Annotated in this window: 16 protein-coding genes; 5 read left to right on the forward strand and 11 right to left on the reverse strand. The window is 65.3% G+C overall.

Features of this window, described 5'->3' with window-relative positions:
• Nucleotides 1–227: 227 nt before the first annotated feature.
• Nucleotides 228–662, reverse strand: a complete 435-nt coding sequence (locus JOF55_RS10720; protein ID WP_310273069.1) for a DUF6069 family protein — start codon at nucleotides 660–662, stop codon at nucleotides 228–230.
• Between the two features lie 281 nt (nucleotides 663–943).
• Between JOF55_RS10720 and JOF55_RS10725 the strand changes: the two genes are divergently transcribed.
• Together JOF55_RS10725 and JOF55_RS10730 are read left to right on the forward strand one after the other, a co-directional pair.
• Nucleotides 944–1,678, forward strand: a complete 735-nt coding sequence (locus JOF55_RS10725; RefSeq protein ID WP_310273071.1) for a TetR/AcrR family transcriptional regulator — start codon at nucleotides 944–946, stop codon at nucleotides 1,676–1,678.
• Nucleotides 1,678–2,073 (forward strand): hypothetical protein, encoded by a 396-nt coding sequence (locus JOF55_RS10730; RefSeq protein WP_310273073.1) that lies wholly within the window; start codon nucleotides 1,678–1,680, stop codon nucleotides 2,071–2,073. Before JOF55_RS10725 ends, JOF55_RS10730 begins: the two co-directional genes overlap by 1 nt.
• Nucleotides 2,074–2,246: 173 nt before the next feature.
• Here JOF55_RS10730 and JOF55_RS10735 read toward each other — a convergent pair whose 3' ends face one another.
• A complete protein-coding gene (locus JOF55_RS10735; protein WP_310273076.1) occupies nucleotides 2,247–2,642 on the reverse strand; it encodes a carboxymuconolactone decarboxylase family protein in 396 nt (131 codons plus the stop codon).
• A gap of 353 nt (nucleotides 2,643–2,995) precedes the next feature.
• Here JOF55_RS10735 and JOF55_RS10740 point away from each other — a divergent pair, with 353 nt between their 5' ends.
• A complete protein-coding gene (locus tag JOF55_RS10740) occupies nucleotides 2,996–3,397 on the forward strand; it encodes an allene oxide cyclase barrel-like domain-containing protein (protein ID WP_310273078.1) in 402 nt (133 codons plus the stop codon).
• Between the two features lie 149 nt (nucleotides 3,398–3,546).
• Here JOF55_RS10740 and JOF55_RS10745 read toward each other — a convergent pair whose 3' ends face one another.
• The 3 genes from JOF55_RS10745 to JOF55_RS10755 all read right to left on the reverse strand — a co-directional run bounded on the left by JOF55_RS10745 (nucleotide 3,547) and on the right by JOF55_RS10755 (nucleotide 8,052).
• Nucleotides 3,547–5,055, reverse strand: a complete 1,509-nt coding sequence (locus JOF55_RS10745; protein WP_310273081.1) for an FAD-binding oxidoreductase — start codon at nucleotides 5,053–5,055, stop codon at nucleotides 3,547–3,549.
• A gap of 242 nt (nucleotides 5,056–5,297) precedes the next feature.
• The gene (locus JOF55_RS10750) at nucleotides 5,298–6,623 is read right to left on the reverse strand and encodes an NAD(P)/FAD-dependent oxidoreductase (RefSeq protein ID WP_310273083.1); all 1,326 of its coding nucleotides are present in this window, start codon (nucleotides 6,621–6,623) and stop codon (nucleotides 5,298–5,300) included.
• 52 nt (nucleotides 6,624–6,675) lie between these two features.
• Nucleotides 6,676–8,052, reverse strand: a complete 1,377-nt coding sequence (locus JOF55_RS10755) for a cation:proton antiporter (protein WP_310273085.1) — start codon at nucleotides 8,050–8,052, stop codon at nucleotides 6,676–6,678.
• A gap of 318 nt (nucleotides 8,053–8,370) precedes the next feature.
• Here JOF55_RS10755 and JOF55_RS10760 point away from each other — a divergent pair, with 318 nt between their 5' ends.
• The gene (locus JOF55_RS10760; protein WP_310273086.1) at nucleotides 8,371–8,751 is read left to right on the forward strand and encodes a PPOX class F420-dependent oxidoreductase; all 381 of its coding nucleotides are present in this window, start codon (nucleotides 8,371–8,373) and stop codon (nucleotides 8,749–8,751) included.
• 52 nt (nucleotides 8,752–8,803) lie between these two features.
• Here JOF55_RS10760 and JOF55_RS10765 read toward each other — a convergent pair whose 3' ends face one another.
• The 5 genes from JOF55_RS10765 to JOF55_RS10785 form a co-directional block, all read right to left on the reverse strand.
• A complete protein-coding gene (locus JOF55_RS10765; RefSeq protein ID WP_310273087.1) occupies nucleotides 8,804–9,373 on the reverse strand; it encodes a YceI family protein in 570 nt (189 codons plus the stop codon).
• 64 nt (nucleotides 9,374–9,437) lie between these two features.
• A complete protein-coding gene (locus JOF55_RS10770; protein ID WP_310273089.1) occupies nucleotides 9,438–10,517 on the reverse strand; it encodes a methyltransferase in 1,080 nt (359 codons plus the stop codon).
• Nucleotides 10,518–10,593: 76 nt separating this feature from the next.
• Nucleotides 10,594–11,814: an FAD-dependent monooxygenase gene (locus tag JOF55_RS10775; RefSeq protein WP_310273091.1), complete on the reverse strand. Its 1,221-nt coding sequence runs from the start codon at nucleotides 11,812–11,814 to the stop codon at nucleotides 10,594–10,596.
• 29 nt (nucleotides 11,815–11,843) lie between these two features.
• Nucleotides 11,844–13,148 (reverse strand): phenylacetate--CoA ligase family protein, encoded by a 1,305-nt coding sequence (locus tag JOF55_RS10780; RefSeq protein ID WP_374727448.1) that lies wholly within the window; start codon nucleotides 13,146–13,148, stop codon nucleotides 11,844–11,846.
• A gap of 8 nt (nucleotides 13,149–13,156) precedes the next feature.
• Nucleotides 13,157–13,915 (reverse strand): amidohydrolase family protein, encoded by a 759-nt coding sequence (locus tag JOF55_RS10785; protein WP_310273094.1) that lies wholly within the window; start codon nucleotides 13,913–13,915, stop codon nucleotides 13,157–13,159.
• A 370-nt stretch (nucleotides 13,916–14,285) separates the two neighbouring features.
• Here JOF55_RS10785 and JOF55_RS10790 point away from each other — a divergent pair, with 370 nt between their 5' ends.
• Nucleotides 14,286–15,890: an FAD-dependent monooxygenase gene (locus JOF55_RS10790; protein WP_310273096.1), complete on the forward strand. Its 1,605-nt coding sequence runs from the start codon at nucleotides 14,286–14,288 to the stop codon at nucleotides 15,888–15,890.
• 38 nt (nucleotides 15,891–15,928) lie between these two features.
• Here JOF55_RS10790 and JOF55_RS10795 read toward each other — a convergent pair whose 3' ends face one another.
• Nucleotides 15,929–18,736 carry an ATP-binding protein gene (locus tag JOF55_RS10795; RefSeq protein WP_310273098.1) on the reverse strand — a complete coding sequence of 936 codons (2,808 nt, stop codon included), beginning with the start codon at nucleotides 18,734–18,736 and terminating at the stop codon, nucleotides 15,929–15,931.
• Nucleotides 18,737–18,973: the final 237 nt, after the last annotated feature.

Here is an 18,973-nt window from a genome sequence, read left to right on the forward strand (position 1 = left end):
GGGCACCGGGTATCGCCACGAAAGGCCCACCCCGGCAGGGGGTGGGCCAACGCCATACCGCAAGGTGCCGACTCACGGAACGCTTTGCGAGCGGCCGTAGCACCTGGACGGTTGCCCCGGAACGCCGGTGTCACCCACCGGTGGGCTCGACGACGAGGCTCCAAGGCGAGCATCGCGGGCCGTGACCGGCTGAGCGGTCACGGCCCGCGGCGCGAATCACCACCGGTTCATCCGGACCTGCGCAGCCGGTCATCACGCAGGAAGCCGAGAATCAGGACCGCGGCCACCGCCAGGTGCATCAGCACCAGGACCGCACGGGTGGCCGCCGAGACCTCCGGCGAGGCCAGCGGGAGGAACGAGACCGCGAGCAGCACGACTGCGGCGATTGTCCATATCATCTTCGCCTTGCCGGTGAACCGCTCGAGCAGGACGAGAAACGCCCAAGCCGCCAGCGAGGCCACGGCCGAGGAGAGAAGTACCGGAACCAGGGTGATCTCCATCGGACTCCCGGACTGCGGGACCACGAGTTCCAGATCGCCCACCGGAACGGCGAGAGCCCAGATCACCGCAGGGACGATGACAGCGGTGACCACGGCGGCCGCGCGTGTGCCGTGCGGAGACCGAATCGATTTCACGGAAACCGCCTGAGTCGTGTCACTCATGATTTTCTCCTTTTTCAACAGTTCGCCGACAAAAACGCGTGGAGGGCGTATACCGCCTTTGCGGGTACACCACGGCGAATCCTGCATCAACGTGAAAGTCTGCCACCGGAACAAACACCGGATGGCCGAACCGATTCTCGAACACGCATTCCCGGCGCAACGAAAAATCCTGAAACCACCCCGGAGGGCGGTTGACAATATCCACTTTGAATCTGACACTTCACACCGTGTGCAGTACAAGACTACACACCATGTGAAGATCAATGCAAGGGAGGTCCGTCATGAGGCCCGCCCCCGGTCCGTGCAACGCACGCAGCCGCCGCACCCGCGCCGCGCTTCTGGCCGCCACACAGTCACTGCTCGACGAGGTCGGGGTCGAGGCGACGACGATGAGCGCGATCGCCGAACGCGCGAACGTGACCCGCCGGACGACCTACCTCCATTTCCACTCGCGCGCCGAACTGATCACGACCCTGTTCGACCAGATGCGTGTGGCGGAGGGGGGACCACCGGCTGTTCACGCCGTCTGGCAGGCGCCCGACGCGACCACCGCCCTGGCCGAGTGGACGCGTCGGATGGCCCACTACCACTCCCGGCTGATCGCGCTGATCCGCGCGATGGAGCAGGTGCGCTCTCTCGGCACGGACGCGGCACACGACGCCGACTCCGTGGCCGCTCCCCAGCGAATCGCCTGCGACCGGCTCGCGCTTCGGCTCGACGACGAGGATGTTCTCGCTCCACCGTGGACCGTGCAGAACACGGCGGACTTCCTGTGGTCACTGGCTTCCGCGAGACTGTTCGAAGCATTGACGATCGACCGGGGATGGTCGCGGGATCGCTACGCCCAGCTCCTCAGTGCTCTGCTGCGCTCGGCCTTCGTCTCCGGAGAGACGACCCCTGCACCTTCCCCGGAGCATGTGTCCCGAATACGTGATGCCCCGGACGCAGGACAAGGGCGACGCACAGCGACCGAGCCGCCGCCCGGCCACCGAGGAACCGACGAAGGGAAGCCATAGTGTCAGCCAACAGCGGAACCCTGCCCGTACTGCAAGCATCGCGCAATGCAGGAAGCCGGGCGATGCGGATGTGGAACCGGGTCCACGTCGATCTCCTTGCCCGTTACCGCCGTGAAGGTGACGTCGGCGAACTCGTCACCACAGCCGCGGTCGTCGGCGCCGTGCTGGCGACCGCAGTCCGTACCCGGGCGGGCGGCGGCTGTGGGTCGGAACCGCAAGGAGCGCGCCGAACCCTGCAACGTGTTCGCACCCTTCTGAGCAGCTACCACAGCAACCGTGAGTCCGCGGAGAAACTGGTCCGCGACGCCGTGCGACTGGCTTCGCTGGTCGCGGTCCTGGCCGGCCACGACCGGCACGCACGATCCCCCGACGCGACCAGCGAACGAGGTGCCTGACGACCGCACCCGGCACCGGCCCGGCGATTCGGCCGCCCACCCGGGCACGCCGGTGGCCCGCACGAGCACCGTGCGGGCCACCGGGCGGAATGTCCTTCGGAAGGGTCACCATCGAGGACCGGCTCACCGACTGCCTGCGCGGGGATCGCGAAACAATCCCCCACGGGACGGGCTCAGCCCTCCACCACGTCCTCGGCGGAGGGTTCCAGCCCCTCGGCCCCGGTCACCTCGCGCCAGACCTCGAAGCCTTCCTTGAACAGCGCTACACCGGCGAGTGGAATCAGGATCTCCAGCGCCTCCAGGATCTCCTGCGAGGTGATGCCCATGCCCAGGGCGATGCGAATGTGCGTCTCCAGGTCGTCGCGGCTACCGCGAACGGCCACCAGGCAGAGAATGAAGAGCAGTTCCTTGGTGTTCTTGTCGAGCTCGCGGTCGGCGAGCACAGTTCCGCGCACCAGGTCGTCGGTCGCCACGAGCACGTCGTAGTCGTGCTTGGCCATGACCTTGTGGAAGTCGAGGACGAAACCCCGCCCCTGTGCGATCTTGTCGATGTATTCCTGCGCTCCCATACTTTCCTCTCACTCGTGAATAACGGTGCCGACGACATGTCCCGCCAACGGCGCTTCCCCCGAAGCTATTTGCTCGTAATGCCGGATTCGATCGCGTATTCACAGGATTACTTCAGTGCCGGAGCACCGCCCGCACCGAGGCGGGCAGAACAATCCGCACCACCGGAAACCACATCGAATCCGACGCACACGTAAACACGCGATACCGGCAGCGCTACGGAGCGAGCACACTCGAATCCGTGGTTTTGTGCCGCCTGTCCGAACGTCCCGGATCGAGCGGGCCACGATCCGCACCCTCGCCACCGGTCACGTGCGAGGGTCTCTCGCCATGAACTGCAGTCAGGAGGAACGGTATGTCGGACAACGGCAAGGTGATCAAGCTCGTCGCGAAGCCGGTCAGGCGCGATGTGTTCAAAAACGGCAGCTCGGAGGCCAACCTCGGCGATCGAAGCATGTTCACGCACGCCCTCTACCTCGATGAGAAGGAGGTCGGATTCGACGGTGGCGCCTGCACGGTGGTTCGCATGGAGGACGACGGCCGGTACTACATTCTCTGCAACGTCAGCATGATGCTGCCGGACGGGACCATCGCCTTCCAGACGTTCGTGGAGGAATCGTTCCCGCCACCACCGTTCTACGCCGCCATCACCGGAGGTACCGGCGCCTACAAAGGTGCCCGCGGCGAGATGCACATCGATCCTGCCAGCCCCGAGACCCACTACTACACCATCTACTTGGACGGTACCGACGACTGACGGCACTTCGGCCACCACCGTGCCCACCATGAGAGAACCGGCCCGCCGACTTCCCGGCGGGCCGGTTCTCTCGCTTCCCGTTCGAGGTGCGCCGGACGGCGCTGCGGGGTGTGCGATCGGCATGACCGCGCACCCCGCAACCGATGTGTTCAGACCTCGGCTTCCACGCCGGGCACGATGTTGTGATTGACGCGGAACAGGTTCTCCGGATCGTACGCTCGTTTGACGCGCAGCAGCTTGCGGTAATCCTCGGTTCCGTACGCGGCGCGTATATGCTGCGCAGTCACATCGTCGGCTCCGAGGAAATTGAGCAGAACCCCGCCTGTACTCCACGGCGCCATCCGGTCCACAGTCGCCTGTGCGTGGTCGCGCACCTCGTCCACATCGACGGCCGTGGCCGGACCCGCCGTGTACAGCAGGAAACGTGCATCCCTGTTGCCCACCGCGTTGGGCGTCCGCGGCTCCCGTCCGAGCGCCCCACCGAGGTGACGCAGCTCCACCAGGCGCATGGGACACGTGCTGTCGGGGCCGACCATGTGCAGCAACGCATCGACGGCGTCCTCGTCGAGTTCCCGGAGGCAACTGCTCCGCTCCAGCAAGGGGAACGGCTCGACGGGATCACTGTGGATGCCGTCCGTGCTCGTGTAGGGGACATCGGCAACGGTGTCGAGAACGGTGGCGGCAGCGTCGCGCAGTGGACGGATCAACCGCTCACCCTCCTCGGCCGTTCCGTCGTGGGCGATACGGACATGAACGACGAATCGACCCCGCAGCTCATCCGGAAGCTCGGCTCCCCACGGGAACCTGATCAAAGCCAGTGACGACGTCATGGCCTCAGGTACCGTGCGGGTCCACCGACGATAGGCGTTCAGAACCTCCTTGGCATCGCTGCCGCGGAAGTACAGTCCTCCCGCGTAAAGCCGGGTGACCGGGAACAGGTCGATCTCCATGGAGGTGATCACGCCGAAATTGCCCTTGCCGCCACGCAACGCCCAGAAAAGGTCCGCGTACTGCTCCGGCGTGACCTGCCGGAGCGTTCCGTGCGCCGTCACGATATCGATACTGCGGACGTGATCGGCAGCGTAACCGAAGCCGCGGCCCAGCAGGCCCAGTCCACCACCGAGGGTGTAGCCGACCGCCCCGACCGACGACGACGATCCGCTCAGCGGTGCGAGCCCGAACGCCGATGCCTCGTGGATCACGCGGTCCCAGGTGGCTCCCGCTTCCAGTCGGGCGACGCGCTGATGCGGATCGATGCGCACCCCCTGCATCCGGCGCGTGTTGATCAGTACCGATCCGTCGGCGGATACCGCCGTACTGTGTCCCGTGTTGAGCACGCTCACGGGCGTCTCGTGCCTCGTGGCAAACGCGACGGCGGACATGACATCCGCCGGACCGCTCGCTCGAACGACAACGGCCGGATGATGCTCCAGCACGAGATTGTATCCGGAACTCGCCTCCTCGTAGCCGGCATCACCAGCGAGAAGCACCTCTCCCCGCACGTGTGGAGCCAGTTCGTCGTGCACGGTCGCACCGAATCCGCGTCGCCGGTCCGCCCCGACCGCTCGCGATTCCGCGGCGGGGACCGATGGCACGGGCGTCGAAGGCGCCCGGTCGTGACGCACACCGACGCGCTGGTCCCGAGCGGCCCGCGCCAACAGGCTCTCCTGCCCATCCCCACGTGTGCCTGTATCAACACTCGACGTCGCCGCGGTCGTCAGCACTGCACTCGTCATCACGGCCGATCCCTTCCTTTCTGCGGGTTCTCGTTGGCCTGCGGCAAAATCCGGCCGGTACCGACGGAACAACCACGCCCGAAAACCGCGGCGCGGAGCATCCGTGTTCCTTCCCCGGCCCCGCTGCGCGCCTGCCGTGCTCTCTCGTCGGCGCAATGGCAGGCTCATGCGGTGGCGGACCACGCGGCCCGCTCGGCAGCATCCAGTTCCGGATAGACAGGACACTCGCGGACGATCTCGAACGACGAGAAGGTGTCCCACCGGCGCTGGGCCCGCAACCACTCGGTCAGCGGGTTGAGGTCGCTCCAGAAGTCACCACTGAGCATCTGCGCGAACCATCTGTCACCCTCCACGGCAAAACCCTGCTCCTGCAGGTATTTTCCGAGTTTGTACTCGGACTCGTAGTAGGCTGAGATCAAGCGCGTGTAGGAATCGTATCCGGTCTTGTAGAGATCCGAGTACGCCTGCCGCAGTTCTTCTTGCCGGTACGGCTCGTCCAGGGCGGCGTCCACGGTTCTGGCGGCCTCTCTGCCGGTGACCATGGCGAGGAAGGCGCCCCCGGAGAAGATCGGATCGATGAAACTACCCGCGTCTCCCGCCATGATCCAACCGGGGCCGCTGAGCACGTCCGAGTAGTAGCAGTAGTCGGTCTCCACCTGCGTCCGTGGATCGGGGATCGTTGCGGTTACGCGCTGCCGGATCCGGGGCACCCGCTCCAGATGCTGTTCGAGCACCTCGGTGGGGCTGTTGCCCGCACGCAGTACCGACGAAGGCATCACCGCACCGATGCTGATCGTATCCGGCCAGATCGGTATCGCCCACACCCAGCCGTCCTCGTGCCCGCCGATCTGGATGTCTCCAGTGCATGCGGGATTGTTCCGTTCGTCCAGGCCCCGGTAGTGACGGTACACGGCGACATTACGCAGCCAGCTGATCTCCTGGCGCGTCCTGAAGTGCTGTGCGGTCTTGCTCGCCCGGCCCCCCGCGTCGAGCACCCATCCGGCGCGCACGGTGCGCGACTGCCCGTCGACCTCGTAACGTACCCCGTTGACCCGACCATCGTCATCGAGCAACAAGTCACGAACCAAGGCATTCTCGATCAGGTGTGCACCCCTGTCGCGCGCCTTGCGGGCGAGGAAACCGTCGAAGTGCCCGCGTTCGACCTGGAACGTGGATGCCTGACGCCCCGCACCCTGGTCGGAGAAATCCGTGCGCCGGAATTCACCGCTCGCGGTGATGAACTCCGCACCGGTCTTGACCGGATACCCCTGCGCGGCCACCTCATCGTAGAGCCCCATCTGCCGGAGCAGTTCCGCGGAATAGGTCAGTTGCGATTCGCCGATATGGAACCGCGGCAACGTGCGCCGCTCCAGGAAAAGTACCGACCGGCCCGCTTCGGCCAAGTGAATCGCGGCGGTCGAGCCTGCCGGACCGGAACCGATGACCACGGCGTCGACCACATCGGGAAAAGTGTCGTTGTAAGTGTGCACGGCGGTTTTCCTCCTTGCTTGTTTTCCCTTCACGCACTGCGCGAGAATCCACTCAACGAGTGGTTGCCGGTTCGACTGCTTCGTCACCGGTCTCTTCCGCTTCCACCGGAGCCGTACCGGCCTCGGACCCGGCCATCACTCCGGAGATCGGCCGCGAACCGGGATGCTCACCCACGCTCTCCGCCGCACCGTTCTTCGAACGGTCGCGCACGGAAGCGCTGTATACGGGCATCGCGGCTGCGGTGGTCACCACCGCGACGAGAACCAGGATCGAGAACAGGCCGTCCCCGATTATCCCGTATCCGAGTCCGACATTGATAAAGATCAGAATCATCAGGCCCCGGGCGTTCATAAGCCCGCCCATGGCCGACGAGTCACGCCACGAGACACCGTTCCAGCGGGCCACCAGCATGCATCCCAGGTACTTTCCCGCGAACGCGAGCACCACAATGGTGATCAGCGGTATGATCAACTCCGCACTGCCGAGACCGGCAAGTTGGGTATTGAGCCCGGAGAACACGAAAAACACCGGCAGAAACAGGATCAAATTCATATCGGTCAACCTTTCCTGTAAACGCTGCCGCAGGACCGGCGAATTCGGCACGGACATACCGGCGATGAAACCGCCGAATATCGAGTGAATGCCGATCATGTTGGTGAACCAGCCGCTGGCGACGACGACCAGCAGGATGATCGCCATCTGACCATGCGCTACCCGCCCCGTCCGCTCGACGATGCGCGCCACCGGCTCGAGAAGGCGTCGACCGATCGTCAGCATGAACACCGCGAACGCCGCCGCGCCGATGATGGTGCCCGTCGCCCCGCCCGGGTTGCCTGCCTCGGCGACCGCGATGATCACCGCGAGCATCGCCCATGCCACGGCATCGTCGACGGCGGCGGCCAGCACGGTCATCGTTCCGAACGGGGTACTGGTCAGGCCCCAGTCCTGCAGCATCCTCGCGAGCATGGGGAACGCGGTGATGGAAAGCGCTCCGCCGAGCAGCAGTACGAACTCCGGCATGGTCGAGCCGTCAGTGGCGAGCTGGTCGAAAAACACCACGGCGGCGCCCGCACCCAGCAGGAAGGGGGGAATGATCCCGCCCAAGGCGACCGAGGTCGAGCGCCGAACCGAGCGCCGGTCCACCGTCGAATGATCGACCCCGGACCCCACCAGGAACATGAAGAACGTGAGGCCTATCGTACTCAATACATACAGGACGTCCTTGACGTCCTCCGGGAATATGGTGCTCTGTATTTGTGGGAAGAAAGCACCGAGAACCGAGGGCCCCAGCACGACACCTGCCACCATCTCACCGACCACTCTCGGTTGGCCGACGCGCCGGGCCATCACTCCGAACAGTGTGGTCGCGACAAGAATAACGACAAGAGCGGCCACCACACCGGTCGCCAGGGACAGATTCGAATGCACCGTACGATCTCCTGTTCATCTTGACGTCACCGTGGCCGGCAGCAAGCCCATGAGGAATCGGATACATCCGGCGGATCCGGATGATCCTGCACAGAGTGTGCAGTGACCGCCCGGGAAAGGACATGGCGTAATCGCGCGATCCGGCAACCGCAACGGGTGACCACATAACGGCGAACTACCTGGAAACGCCTCTTGCCGCGTCGCTCAACGAGCGGCGACAAATTACTCGCCGGATAAATCCGCATGATCCTGGAAAACCAGGGTCGCCACCGCTACCATGTCCCGTAACACCGATATCCCGGAATGGAGTGATCCGACGTGAGCGTGTTCTCCACGTCCGAACTGGCCTACTTGGAGGAGGGAAACCGGCTGGGGCGCCTCGCCACCGTTGACGCCGCGGGTCGGCCCCACGTCGTGCCCGTAGGATGGAATTACAATCCCAACACCGACACCATCGATATCGGCGGACGCGACTTTTCGAATACCAAGAAATTTCGCAACGTTCGCGAGTCCCCCAACGTGGCGTTCGTCGTGGACGATGTCCCACCACCGTGGAATCCGCGATGCGTCCAGGTCCGGGGGACGGGCGAAGCGCTGGACAGTGCCACTTGGCCCGACGGCAGCGCCCGGGACGCGATTATCCGCATCACTCCGCACAAGGTCGTGAGCTGGGGGCTCGACTCGGTCGACGGCCACTGACGATCCCGTCGAGCGGGCTGCCCGGCGTGAGTACCGGGCAGCCCGCTTCCGGTCATTCCTCGGTCGCGGGCAGCAGCAACAGCTCGATGCGGATGCTGATCTCGTTGCCCAGCAGCGTCTTCTCACCCCACGGCATGTTCTGGGTGACTCCGAATTCGTTGCGGTCCAGTTCGGTCTCTCCGGCCACGACGAGTGCCTCTGCCTCGGCCAGCGGGTAGTACCCCCTGCCCAGCTGCTGCAACCGCAGGGTGACCGCACGAGTCACACCGTGCGCCGTGAGCTCGCCGAGCAGCTCACCGGTTTCCCGGCCGGGATCGAGCCGCAACGCGGTACTCCGAAAGGTGATCTCCGGATAAGTGTCGGTATCCAGGAACCCTTCACCCCGGACGTGGCCGTCCCGCATCTCGCTGCCCGTGTCGATACTCGCGGCATCGATGATGGCACCGACCGTGGCATCCGGTGTCGACTCGTCGTAGGTGACAGTGGCCTGCTTGAGGTTGAAGTGTCCCGAAACCGTTCCGAAAAAGTTGCGGATGCGGAAGGTCACGCTGCTGTGGTTCAGGTCGGCCGCCCAGGAGGCGACGGTCGCGGTGACAGGGACTTCCTCGGATGTCGTGGTCATGTTGGTTCCCCTCTCGATAATCTTGACGTTTCGGTGGGTGCGCCGAAACGGCGGCACCACTCGGCTATTTCGGCGTGCACTCCAGCAGCGAGGCACCCCACTTGCCGTTTCCTACACGTTTGGTCGTCATTCCGGCTTCCGCCGCGAGTTGCGCGTATTCGTCCAGAGTGCGCTCCTTTCCACCGAAATAGACCAGCATGTGCAGGTCCAGGTAGGTGAATTGTCGGTCGTTGGCACCGCCGTTCAGGACCATCTCGCTGATGAGTACTCGACCCGCTGTACCTGCAGCCTCCGCGCAGCGCCGCAGGATCGCGACCGCGTTGGCGTCGTCCCAGTCGTGCAGGATCTTGCACAGCACATACACGTCACCACCGGACGGCAACGGTTCGAAGAAGTTCGCGCCGACCACGTCGCAGCGCTCGGACAATCCCGCCCGGGTGAGCACGTCACGCGCACCCTCGGCTGTCGCGGGAAGATCGACGATGGTGCCCCGCATGTGCGGGTTGGCACGCAGTACCTGGGCGACCAGTGTTCCCGTACCGCCACCGACGTCGACGACGTGCTCGAACTCGCTCCACTCGTATTCGGACTCGATCCCCGAATCAGCCGAGTTCGCGGCCATCATCTCGGCGAATCGGGCGACCCGGTCCGGATCCGAGTCGAGGTCCTCCCAGAACGGCTGCCCGTACATCCGTTCGAACGAAGGTCCCCCGGTGCGAATCGAGTCGAGCAGGTGGATAAAGGACAGGTCACCGCGCCCGACCGGTCCGTTGAGGTCGAATCTGTCCCGCAAGCGAGCGGGATGGTCCCGCAGCAGCAAGCCGGCCATGTCGGTCAGGGCATACCGATCGGTTTCGGGTTCAGCGAAGACCCCGCGCGCGATCAGATACCGTAGCAACCGGCGTAACGCGTCGGGGTTCGAATCCGACGCAGCCGCGAGCTCACGCAGGTGCGTCGTGCCCGCCGCGATGTGGTCGGCCAGCGCGAGCGTGGCTGCCGTACGCACCGCCACCGGTGCCATCATGTCGGCGAGCTGCATCAGCGGTGCGATCTCGCTGAACTTCACCGTGGTGGCGGCGTCGCCCTTCTCGTCACTGTCGGATCGTAGCTGCGCATGGTCGGCGGACTCGGATGTAACGGACACTGCGACTCCCCTCCGGGGTAGTAGGCGTTCGAATGTCGATGGACACCGCTCCCGTACCGGGGGCGGTCGACGGGATTCACGGGTTCGACGGTGCGCTCGCAAGGCCGGCCGGGTTGTCCTTCACCGCGCTTTCGGCGTCGTAACCGTAGAGCCATGCCCGGCTTCGGGGATCGGCGTTCTCGGACAGCACCCGGTCACGGTGACGCTGCTCCGTGCCGTCGGGCAGGTGCAGCATCTCGGTATTGTCGCGGGAGATCCGATGCACCTGATTCGTGCGATCCTTCCGGACCTCGGCATAGTGCAGGAGGGCTTCCGCAGTGGTGTGCGGAGAAGCTTGTTCCAGGCACGCCGCGAGTGCCATCGCGTCCTCGATCGCCTGGTTCGCCCCCTGCGCCATGAACGGAAGCATCGGGTGGGCGGCATCCCCCATGATCGTGCTGCGGCGGGTGCTCCAACTCTCCGCGGTATCCCGATCGTGCAAGGCCCAGCGGCCCACCGTGGGAGCGGCTTCGATGATGTGGCGGACCTGCTCGTGCCAGCCATCGTAAGCCCCGAGCAGCTCCGCCACGTCGCCCTCGGCCGACCAGGACTCCACACCACGGTCCGTTGCCGGGGCGGTGGCCGCGAAGCTGATCTGCTTCCCGCCGGAGATCGGATAGCAAACACAGTGCCGATTCGGGCCCAGCCACATCAGGACCCTCGGGTCATCGTCGAACAGCGGCATCCGCTCGGCCGGTATGACACCGCGGTAGATGGTCTGACCGGAGAATCGCGGGGCGTCGGCGACGAGATTGCCTCTGACCACCGAATGGATGCCATCGGCACCGACGACGACGTCAGCCACCCTCGTCGTTCCGTCCTCGAAGAACAATTCGACGTGTTCCGGGGACTCCTCGATCGCCACGCACCGCTTCCCGAGACGAACCGTCTCGACCGGCAGGCTCTCCAGCAGCACATGGTGCAGGTCGGCGCGATGCACGACGTAGTACGGTGCGCCGAAGAACTCCTCGGATCGTCCACCGAGCGGCATCCGACGCAGCACGCTGCCGTCCTGCCAGCGCCGCATCTCGAGCGCCTCCGCCCGGATCGCCACCTCGCCAAGATCGTTCGCGAGACCGAGTCGGTGCAACAGGTTGGCCGCGTTGGGCGCGATCTGGATGCCTGCACCAACCTCGCGCAGCAGACGTGTCTGTTCGAAGACCTCACACCGCACGCCCGCGCGCGCGAGTGCCGAGGCGGCGGTCAGGCCCGCGATCCCGGCGCCCACAATGGCAATTCGCATCTCGTTGTTTCGCATCGCTGTCCTCGTAGAATGCTTCGGCGGGCTCAGTAGTAGAGCAACGCCTTCGTCCAGTCCTCGCCGGCACCGAACAGATTTCGCGGCTTCACCACGTCATGAATGCGAGTGAGCGACTCGGTCGGGATCAATGTCCCGGAATCGACTCCCCGGACATCGCACTCCACTCCCAACTCCCGTTCGATCGCGGCTGCCAACTCGGCGCAGGCCGCATCCCTGTGCTGCGGCCCGACCTCGATTTCCACCCGCAGCCGGTCCGGGTCCGCCTTCGCCCGCCAGAACCACACCTCGCGCTCAGCGGGCAGTCCGAACACCAGCTCTTCCAGCCGGTGCTGAGTGACCTCGGTGTCCCCGACACGGTGCCCGAACGCCGCGCGCCCCAACACGCGAACGGTCGGCAGGTTCCATCCGCAAGCGCAATCCCGGTAGGAGATTTCGACGTCGTCTTCGAGGTTGTACCGCAGCAAGGGCATTGCCTCCCGGAACAGCGGAGTGACCACGAGCTGACCGCTGCCCGCGCGCTCGATCCTGCCGGTGCTCGGATCGAGGACCTCGAACAGGACGCGGTCGGCCCACAGGTGCAATGCTCCGGCGGGGCACTCGCCTGCGAGACTGCCCGTCTCGGTGGAGCCGTATTCTTCGATGACCGGCACGCCCCAGACCTCGCTGATGCGCGCGCGGCGTGCAGGGGTCAGGGGCTCACCCCCCACGAAAAGTGCTCGCAGTCCCGGGAAGTCCCGGTCCGGTGCGTATCCGTTCGCCCGAGCCGCCGCCGCCCACAGCAACGTCTCGGTCGGCATCGACCAGGTCAGCGACACGTCGAGGTCGTGCAGCACGCGCACCACCCGCGAGTACGGCATCGCGGACGAGCGATTGTCCCCGGGCACGACCGTAGCACCGTGCAGGCGCCCGCCCGCCTGGGCGAGATGACCAGTGATCATCAGTGCGTACGGGGTACGGACCAGAAAGGTGTCCTCGGATGATATTCCGATCCACTTGCGCGCGTAGCGTTCCGCGAGGTCTTCCCAGTCCTGCGCGGTGTAGTACGAGGGTGTCGGTTGACCTGCCGTACCACTGGACTCGTGGTAGGTGGCCAATTCCCGCCTCGGCACCGCGAGCATTCCGAAGGGATAGTTGTCCTTGAGGTCCTGCTTTTCGGTGATGGGCAACTCATCGAACTCCGCCACCGAAGACGGCACATCCGAACACAACCGAGAACGGTAGAACGGCGATCGGGCCGCGCGGTCAAGAATCCATGGAATCTGCTTTTCCTGGATCTCGGCCAACTCGTCCACATTTTTCCACTGGCCCAACTGCGGAAGCTCGGACTCCATCCGGCTCATCACGACTCCTCTCCGAGAATACGGTGGGCGTTTCCCCGGATAACCTCGTGCAGGCTCTCCGGATCGAGTTGCAGTGCCCGCACCTTGGCTAGTTCGACGTCGGGATGTTGAAGGGGATACTCCGTGCCGAACAACACTCGTCCGGCCCCGAGCCGATCCACAGCGGCACGTGCCACTTCCGTGTAGCACCCCGAGATCTCCGTGAAGACGTTGGATCGGGGGGTGATTCGGTTCAGCGAGTACAGATCCACCCCGACGAAGCCGCAGTGGCCGAGCACGAAGGTGACATCCGGGAATTTCTCCGCCAGCACGGCGAGGTCGCCTGCGGTGAAACCCGGGGCGCCGAGGCAGACGACGTAGACGGAGTGGCCGACCTCGGCGGCGATCTCGACCAGCGCGACGGTACGCTCGTCGGTCAGCGGCACCCCGTGGACGGCAGGGGAGAGTTCAAGCCCGCGGAACTCCGGCGCCCGCTCCCGGTAGTACTGCGGATCCCGGTGCGGGTTGGCGAAGAAGAAGGGAACGAGGCGGCCACCGGACCGTGTTCCCGCGGCCAGCACCGCATCATTGTCGGCATCGCCCCGGACGTGGCCACCCACCATGATCTGTTTGGCGAGGGTGTCGAGGTCGACGACCCCGCCGGAGCTGATCACCGCGCGACCGATTCCCGCGGAATCCATCGCAGCCAGCATCTTCTCGTACGCACCGGGGCGCGGTGCCAGGCGCGCATGGAAGTCGAAGACCGGTTTTCTGTCCATTGTAGGCTCTCAAGGGATCGGGTCCGAACGGAAATCGTCGGCTGTCTGCACCCGCTTCGGCGTGCCGACCTTGGTTTCTCGATGCTCCAAAGCCTGCGAGTTCGCGCCTCCGATTGGCATCACGTGTTCACGGGAGGTTTCGAAAATCCTGCACAGCCGGCTCGCACCACCCGGAAAATTCCGCGCGTTTCGACGTGCGCGTCCTGCCACAGCCGCCTGCCGACATGCCGGGACCGCTGGCCCCGCCCCGAATCCCGCAAAGACGTGACGCATTTTCCCGCGCCGATGAATCAGGCTGGAAAACCAGCACGACAACGTGAACGCGCCGGAGCAGCATCGACGCCGGATACGGACGGAGGAGCCACACCGCATGAACCAACAGGACGAGCAGGCGCGGGCCCACACCCAGGTCTTGGTGGTCGGGGCCGGGCCGGTCGGGGCCGTCACCGCCCTTGAGCTGGCCCGGCACGGAATTCACAGCATCCTCGTGGACCGCTCCCCCTTTCCCTCCCGGCATCCGAAGATGGACTACATCAACGGCCGGAGCATGGAACTGCTGCGCAGACTGGATCTCACCGCGGAGATACGCACGGGCGGGGTCGGCCCCGACCACCCCTTCAACTTCGTCTGGACCCGCGACTTCGACGAGCAACCGATCTCGGTGTGGAATTACTCCTCGGTGACCGAGCTGAACAGGCGTATCGAGGAGAGCAACGACGGCTCCATGCCATTGGAGGCCCACCAAAGATTGCAGGGTTCCCTCCTGGAGCAGATGCTGCGACGCCGTGTCCGGGAATGCGGTCTGGTCGACTTCCGCGAGGGTTGGTCCTTGCACGAGTTCGACCAGGACTCCTCGGGAATTCGTGCCAGGCTCGTCGATACCGAGCACCACACCGAGCACACCGTCAGCGCCCGCTACCTCGCGGCATGCGACGGGGCGAACAGCACAGTACGTGGGCAGCTCGGCATCCCCATGTCGCAGCTCGGACCGACCACGCAGCATCGCGACGTCTACTTCCGCAGCAGTGACCCCACCTTGCGCAAGCACGGCAGAGCATTTCTCACCATCGCAGCCGGTGGTCTCACCCTGGTCTCCCGGGACGAGCAGGACACCTGGACCGGAACGGTGCACCTCGCCGACGAGACGACCCGCTCCGTGGAACCCCTGACGCTCATGCGCGAAAATCTCGGAGTGGACTTCCGGGTGGACGAGGTACTCAGCATCGTCGAGTGGGAAGGCAGGCTCGGGGTTTCCGACGCCTATCGCAGCGGTTCGGTATTCCTCGCCGGTGACGCCGCTCACCAGTTCTACCCGACCGGCGGGCACGGCGCGAACACCGGGATCGGCGACGCGGTCGATCTTGGCTGGAAGCTTTCCGCTTGCTTGCGAGGGTGGGGCGGACCGGCCCTGTTGGACAGCTACGAGGACGAACGACGCCCCGTCGCCCTGTTCAACCGCGAGATGTGCGCCAATCTGCTCGAAGTGTGGCTTCGCTTCCCGAGGCTGGTCGCCAACGGAGCCTCTCGCGAGCACATTCAGGGCTTCCTCGAGCACGAGACCTACCAGATGGACAACCTCGGCATCCACTTCGGTTACCGCTACGACTCGTCACCGGTGATCCGTCACGAAGCCGGCCCCGCACCGGCGTGGTCATGGGCACGGATCATCCCCACGACCTGGCCTGGCGGGCGCGCCCCCTCGATCCGGCTGGCGAACGGAACGCCGGTGTTCGACCTGTTCGGTACTGAATTCACGCTCTGCGACATGTCCGGAACGAAGGCGGGCAAGGACATGGTCGAGGTGGCCGAACAGCGCGGCGTCCCGATCAAGCATCTTATCGTCGATGACGAAAATCTCCGTGCGCATTGGGAGCACGATCTCGTTCTCGTACGCCCGGACCAGCACGTGGCGTGGCGCGGCGATGTCGTTCCGGACGACCGGAGTGCCCTGCTCGACCTGGTTCGCGGCTGCTGAGGCAGCACTCGCGCATACTCCTGTTGGACCATCCGCTGCTACCCATCCTCGGTGTTTGCGAGGACTTGGCGGGTCAGCTCCACCCGGCTGGACACGCCGAGTTTGGTGAAGCTGTGCCGCAGGTGGCTATCCACCGTGTGCGGCGACAGGAACAAACGGGCGGCGACCTCGCGGTTGGTCAACCCGTCCGCGACCAGAAGCGCCACGCGAAGTTCCGATTCCGTCAAGCAGTTCCACCGCGAGGTACCGTGCAGAGCGGGCTTGCGCGGAATGTTCAGCTCGGTCAACCGCTCCTGGATGCGTGCGAGGTCCCGATGGGCACCGCTGATGCGCGCTATCTCGGAGGATTCCTCCAACAACTTGACCGCGCCCTGCCGGTTTCCGGCATCGAACTCGGCTGCGGCCGTGTCCTCGAGGGCCAGTGCCAGACCGAGCCGACGCGGGCCGCGTCGGAAAGCAGCCACCGCATCGCGCAGGGTGTTCAGATCCTGTTTTATCAGACCTTCCGCGTGCTTCGCCGCGCCCGCGAAGGAGCTCACCATCGGATTGCGGTCCGCCAGCGCCCGGCTGGTGTCCACCACGAGCTGTGCGCGTTTGCTGTCGCCCACCCGCTGGGCCAGGGACACGAGCGTCGCGCTCGCCCGCACGTCGAAGACCAGCAACAGCATCCGGTCGGGGAGACACCTGAAGATCTCGTCCAGGGTCCGCATCGCCGCTTCCGGTTTCCCGGCCGCGTCCTGCGCCAGGGCCATCGGCCACCCCAGGTCCTCCATCCCCCCTCCGATGCCATCGGTGACGAGTTTGCCCGCGCTGTCCAGATGTGCGTTGCCTGCCGCATCCTCGCCGCGCTGGATCGCGATGTAGGCCAGCAGCCCCAGCAACGGCACCATCAAGGCGTACGCGGCGAGCTGCTCGGCGAACCGGAGGCCGGCCTCGGCCTCCGCAGCCGCGTCGTCGAGCCGCCCGTTGGCGATGCGCAGGCGAGCCCGCTGGTAGTGCCACAGCGGCTGCGACCAAGCGGTACCCAACTCGCCGGCCTCCCGCTGCCCTATCTCGCACACCGCATCGGCTTCGGCGAGGCGGTCCATCGCGCCGAGGGCCGGTGCCAGCCACAGCCGGGGGTGCCGGTGCCGGACGTCGGAGGTCGTCCGGTCGGCCACCTGGACCGCCTCCCGCGCCAGTTCGACCGCATCCGCCAGTCTGCCCCTCGCGCGCAGCGTGACGGTACGCGCGACCATGCCGAAAACCATCGCCGCGAGGTCTCCCGCCGCCTCCGCGACTTCCTCGGCCTGTCGACTCGCGCTGTCGGCTCTGGCCAGATCATCGATGTAGAGCAATCCGTGCGCGTGGATCGCGAGCAACCGCGCACGGACGGCGTCGGGCACATCCGGGCGCGCGAGTGCCCGGCGGGTGTGCTCCACCACCTCGGCGTTGCGCCCGGCGTGTTTGAGGGCCTCCGCGAGCCCGAGCAGCAACCCCGATTCCGACTCGGCGGTCAGGCCGCCGCGTAATGTCCGCTTGGCGAGGTCCCGAGCCTCCCCGACCCGCCCCGCGCTGGCGAGCAGCCGTACCGCATCGGCGACCAGCTCCGGTCCGGCAGGATCCCGCTCGTCGAGCAGGTTGACCATGCGCAGGATGAGGTCGGCGGCACTGCTCGGTGCTCCTTCGGCCACCTTCTTGACCTCGTCCCGCATCGTCCCGACCATCTGGTGGTCGATGTGGCGTCCGCTCCGGACCAGGTGCTCCACGACCTCGATCGCGGAACGCCCCTCCTCCCGCACGACATCGGCCGCCTCCCGGTGCAGTACCGACAGCACCGGGCCGGGCAACTCGTCGTAAACCGCCTCACGGATCAGATCGTGCCGGAACACCAGGTTCGATCCCTGGTCGACCAAAGTCCCGCCCTCGATCGCTTCCTTGACCGCGGACAGCAGGCCGACCGCCGAAAAGCCCATCAGACGTGCCGCCTCATGGGCGGTGAACGGCCGGCTGAGTACGGCTCCCGCTTCCAGTAGCTTGCGCGCGTCCTCGGAGAGTTCGCGCAGCCGAGCCCCCACCGCGCTCACGAAATTCGCCGGGAGCGTGCCGCGGACGATCGTGGCCGTCCCGTCCGAAACGGCCAGTTGCCCCGCATCGGACAGCGTCGTCAATAACTCGCGCAGCAGGAAAGGATTGCCGCTGCAACGCGAGACCAGCGACAGCACCCCCGAATCGGGAATGGCCCCCAGCACGGTTTCACAGATCTGTGCGACGGCATCGTCATCCAACGGTTCGAGTGGCAGTAATCGAGTTCCCTGGTCAATCAGCCAATCGATGGCTTCTTGCGGAGGGCGGCGTCCCGATAATCGGCGTCGGGAAAGCAACCACACCACCGGTGAGGAGGACAGTCCCGGAACGAGAATGCGCAACGCGAACGCCGTCATCTCGTCCATCCATTGTGCGTCGTCGATCAGCACGAGCAGTGGCCGCTGCCGAGAGTGGTCCTCGAGTATCTCCCCGAGCCGATCCACTTGGCCGAACTGGCCTCGGTCCGTCGCGCTCGCGAAGGAGGAAACATCCAGACCGGGCGCACTTTCACCCTGCAAGCAGGTCAGCAGGGTACTGAACGGCGCCATACGGTCCAACTCGGTGGCCTGACCACCCGCGACGGACATTCCTCTGTGGATAGCTTCGGTACCGATGTGTCGGACGAGTCGGGTCTTGCCGATACCTGCAGCGCCTTCCACGCAGTAACTGCCACCGCTCCCCCCCAGTACCGCCTCGAGGGAACCGGATAATTCGGAAAGAATCCTGTTCCGGCCCACCAGTGCCGGATCATCCGAGCCCGAAGACAGGAATCGGCGCATCTATACCCCGCAAAAAAGAAATTTTCGGCTCGACGGCCGGAGCCAAAGACATCCCGAAAACAAGGGAGCGGACGCAGAGTTTAAATTTGGCGCGGTATTCACTTGAACCGTGACACCCCCAGTGCGACCAGGAAGGCAACTTCGCTTCGGACGATACCAGTTCGACATTCGGAAAACATTGTGACGTAGATCACAATCTGTGCTGACATGCTAAACGTCACCAGCATGACCCCAAAT

The organism is Haloactinomyces albus (assembly GCF_031458135.1).
GTDB lineage: Bacteria > Actinomycetota > Actinomycetes > Mycobacteriales > Pseudonocardiaceae > Haloactinomyces > Haloactinomyces albus.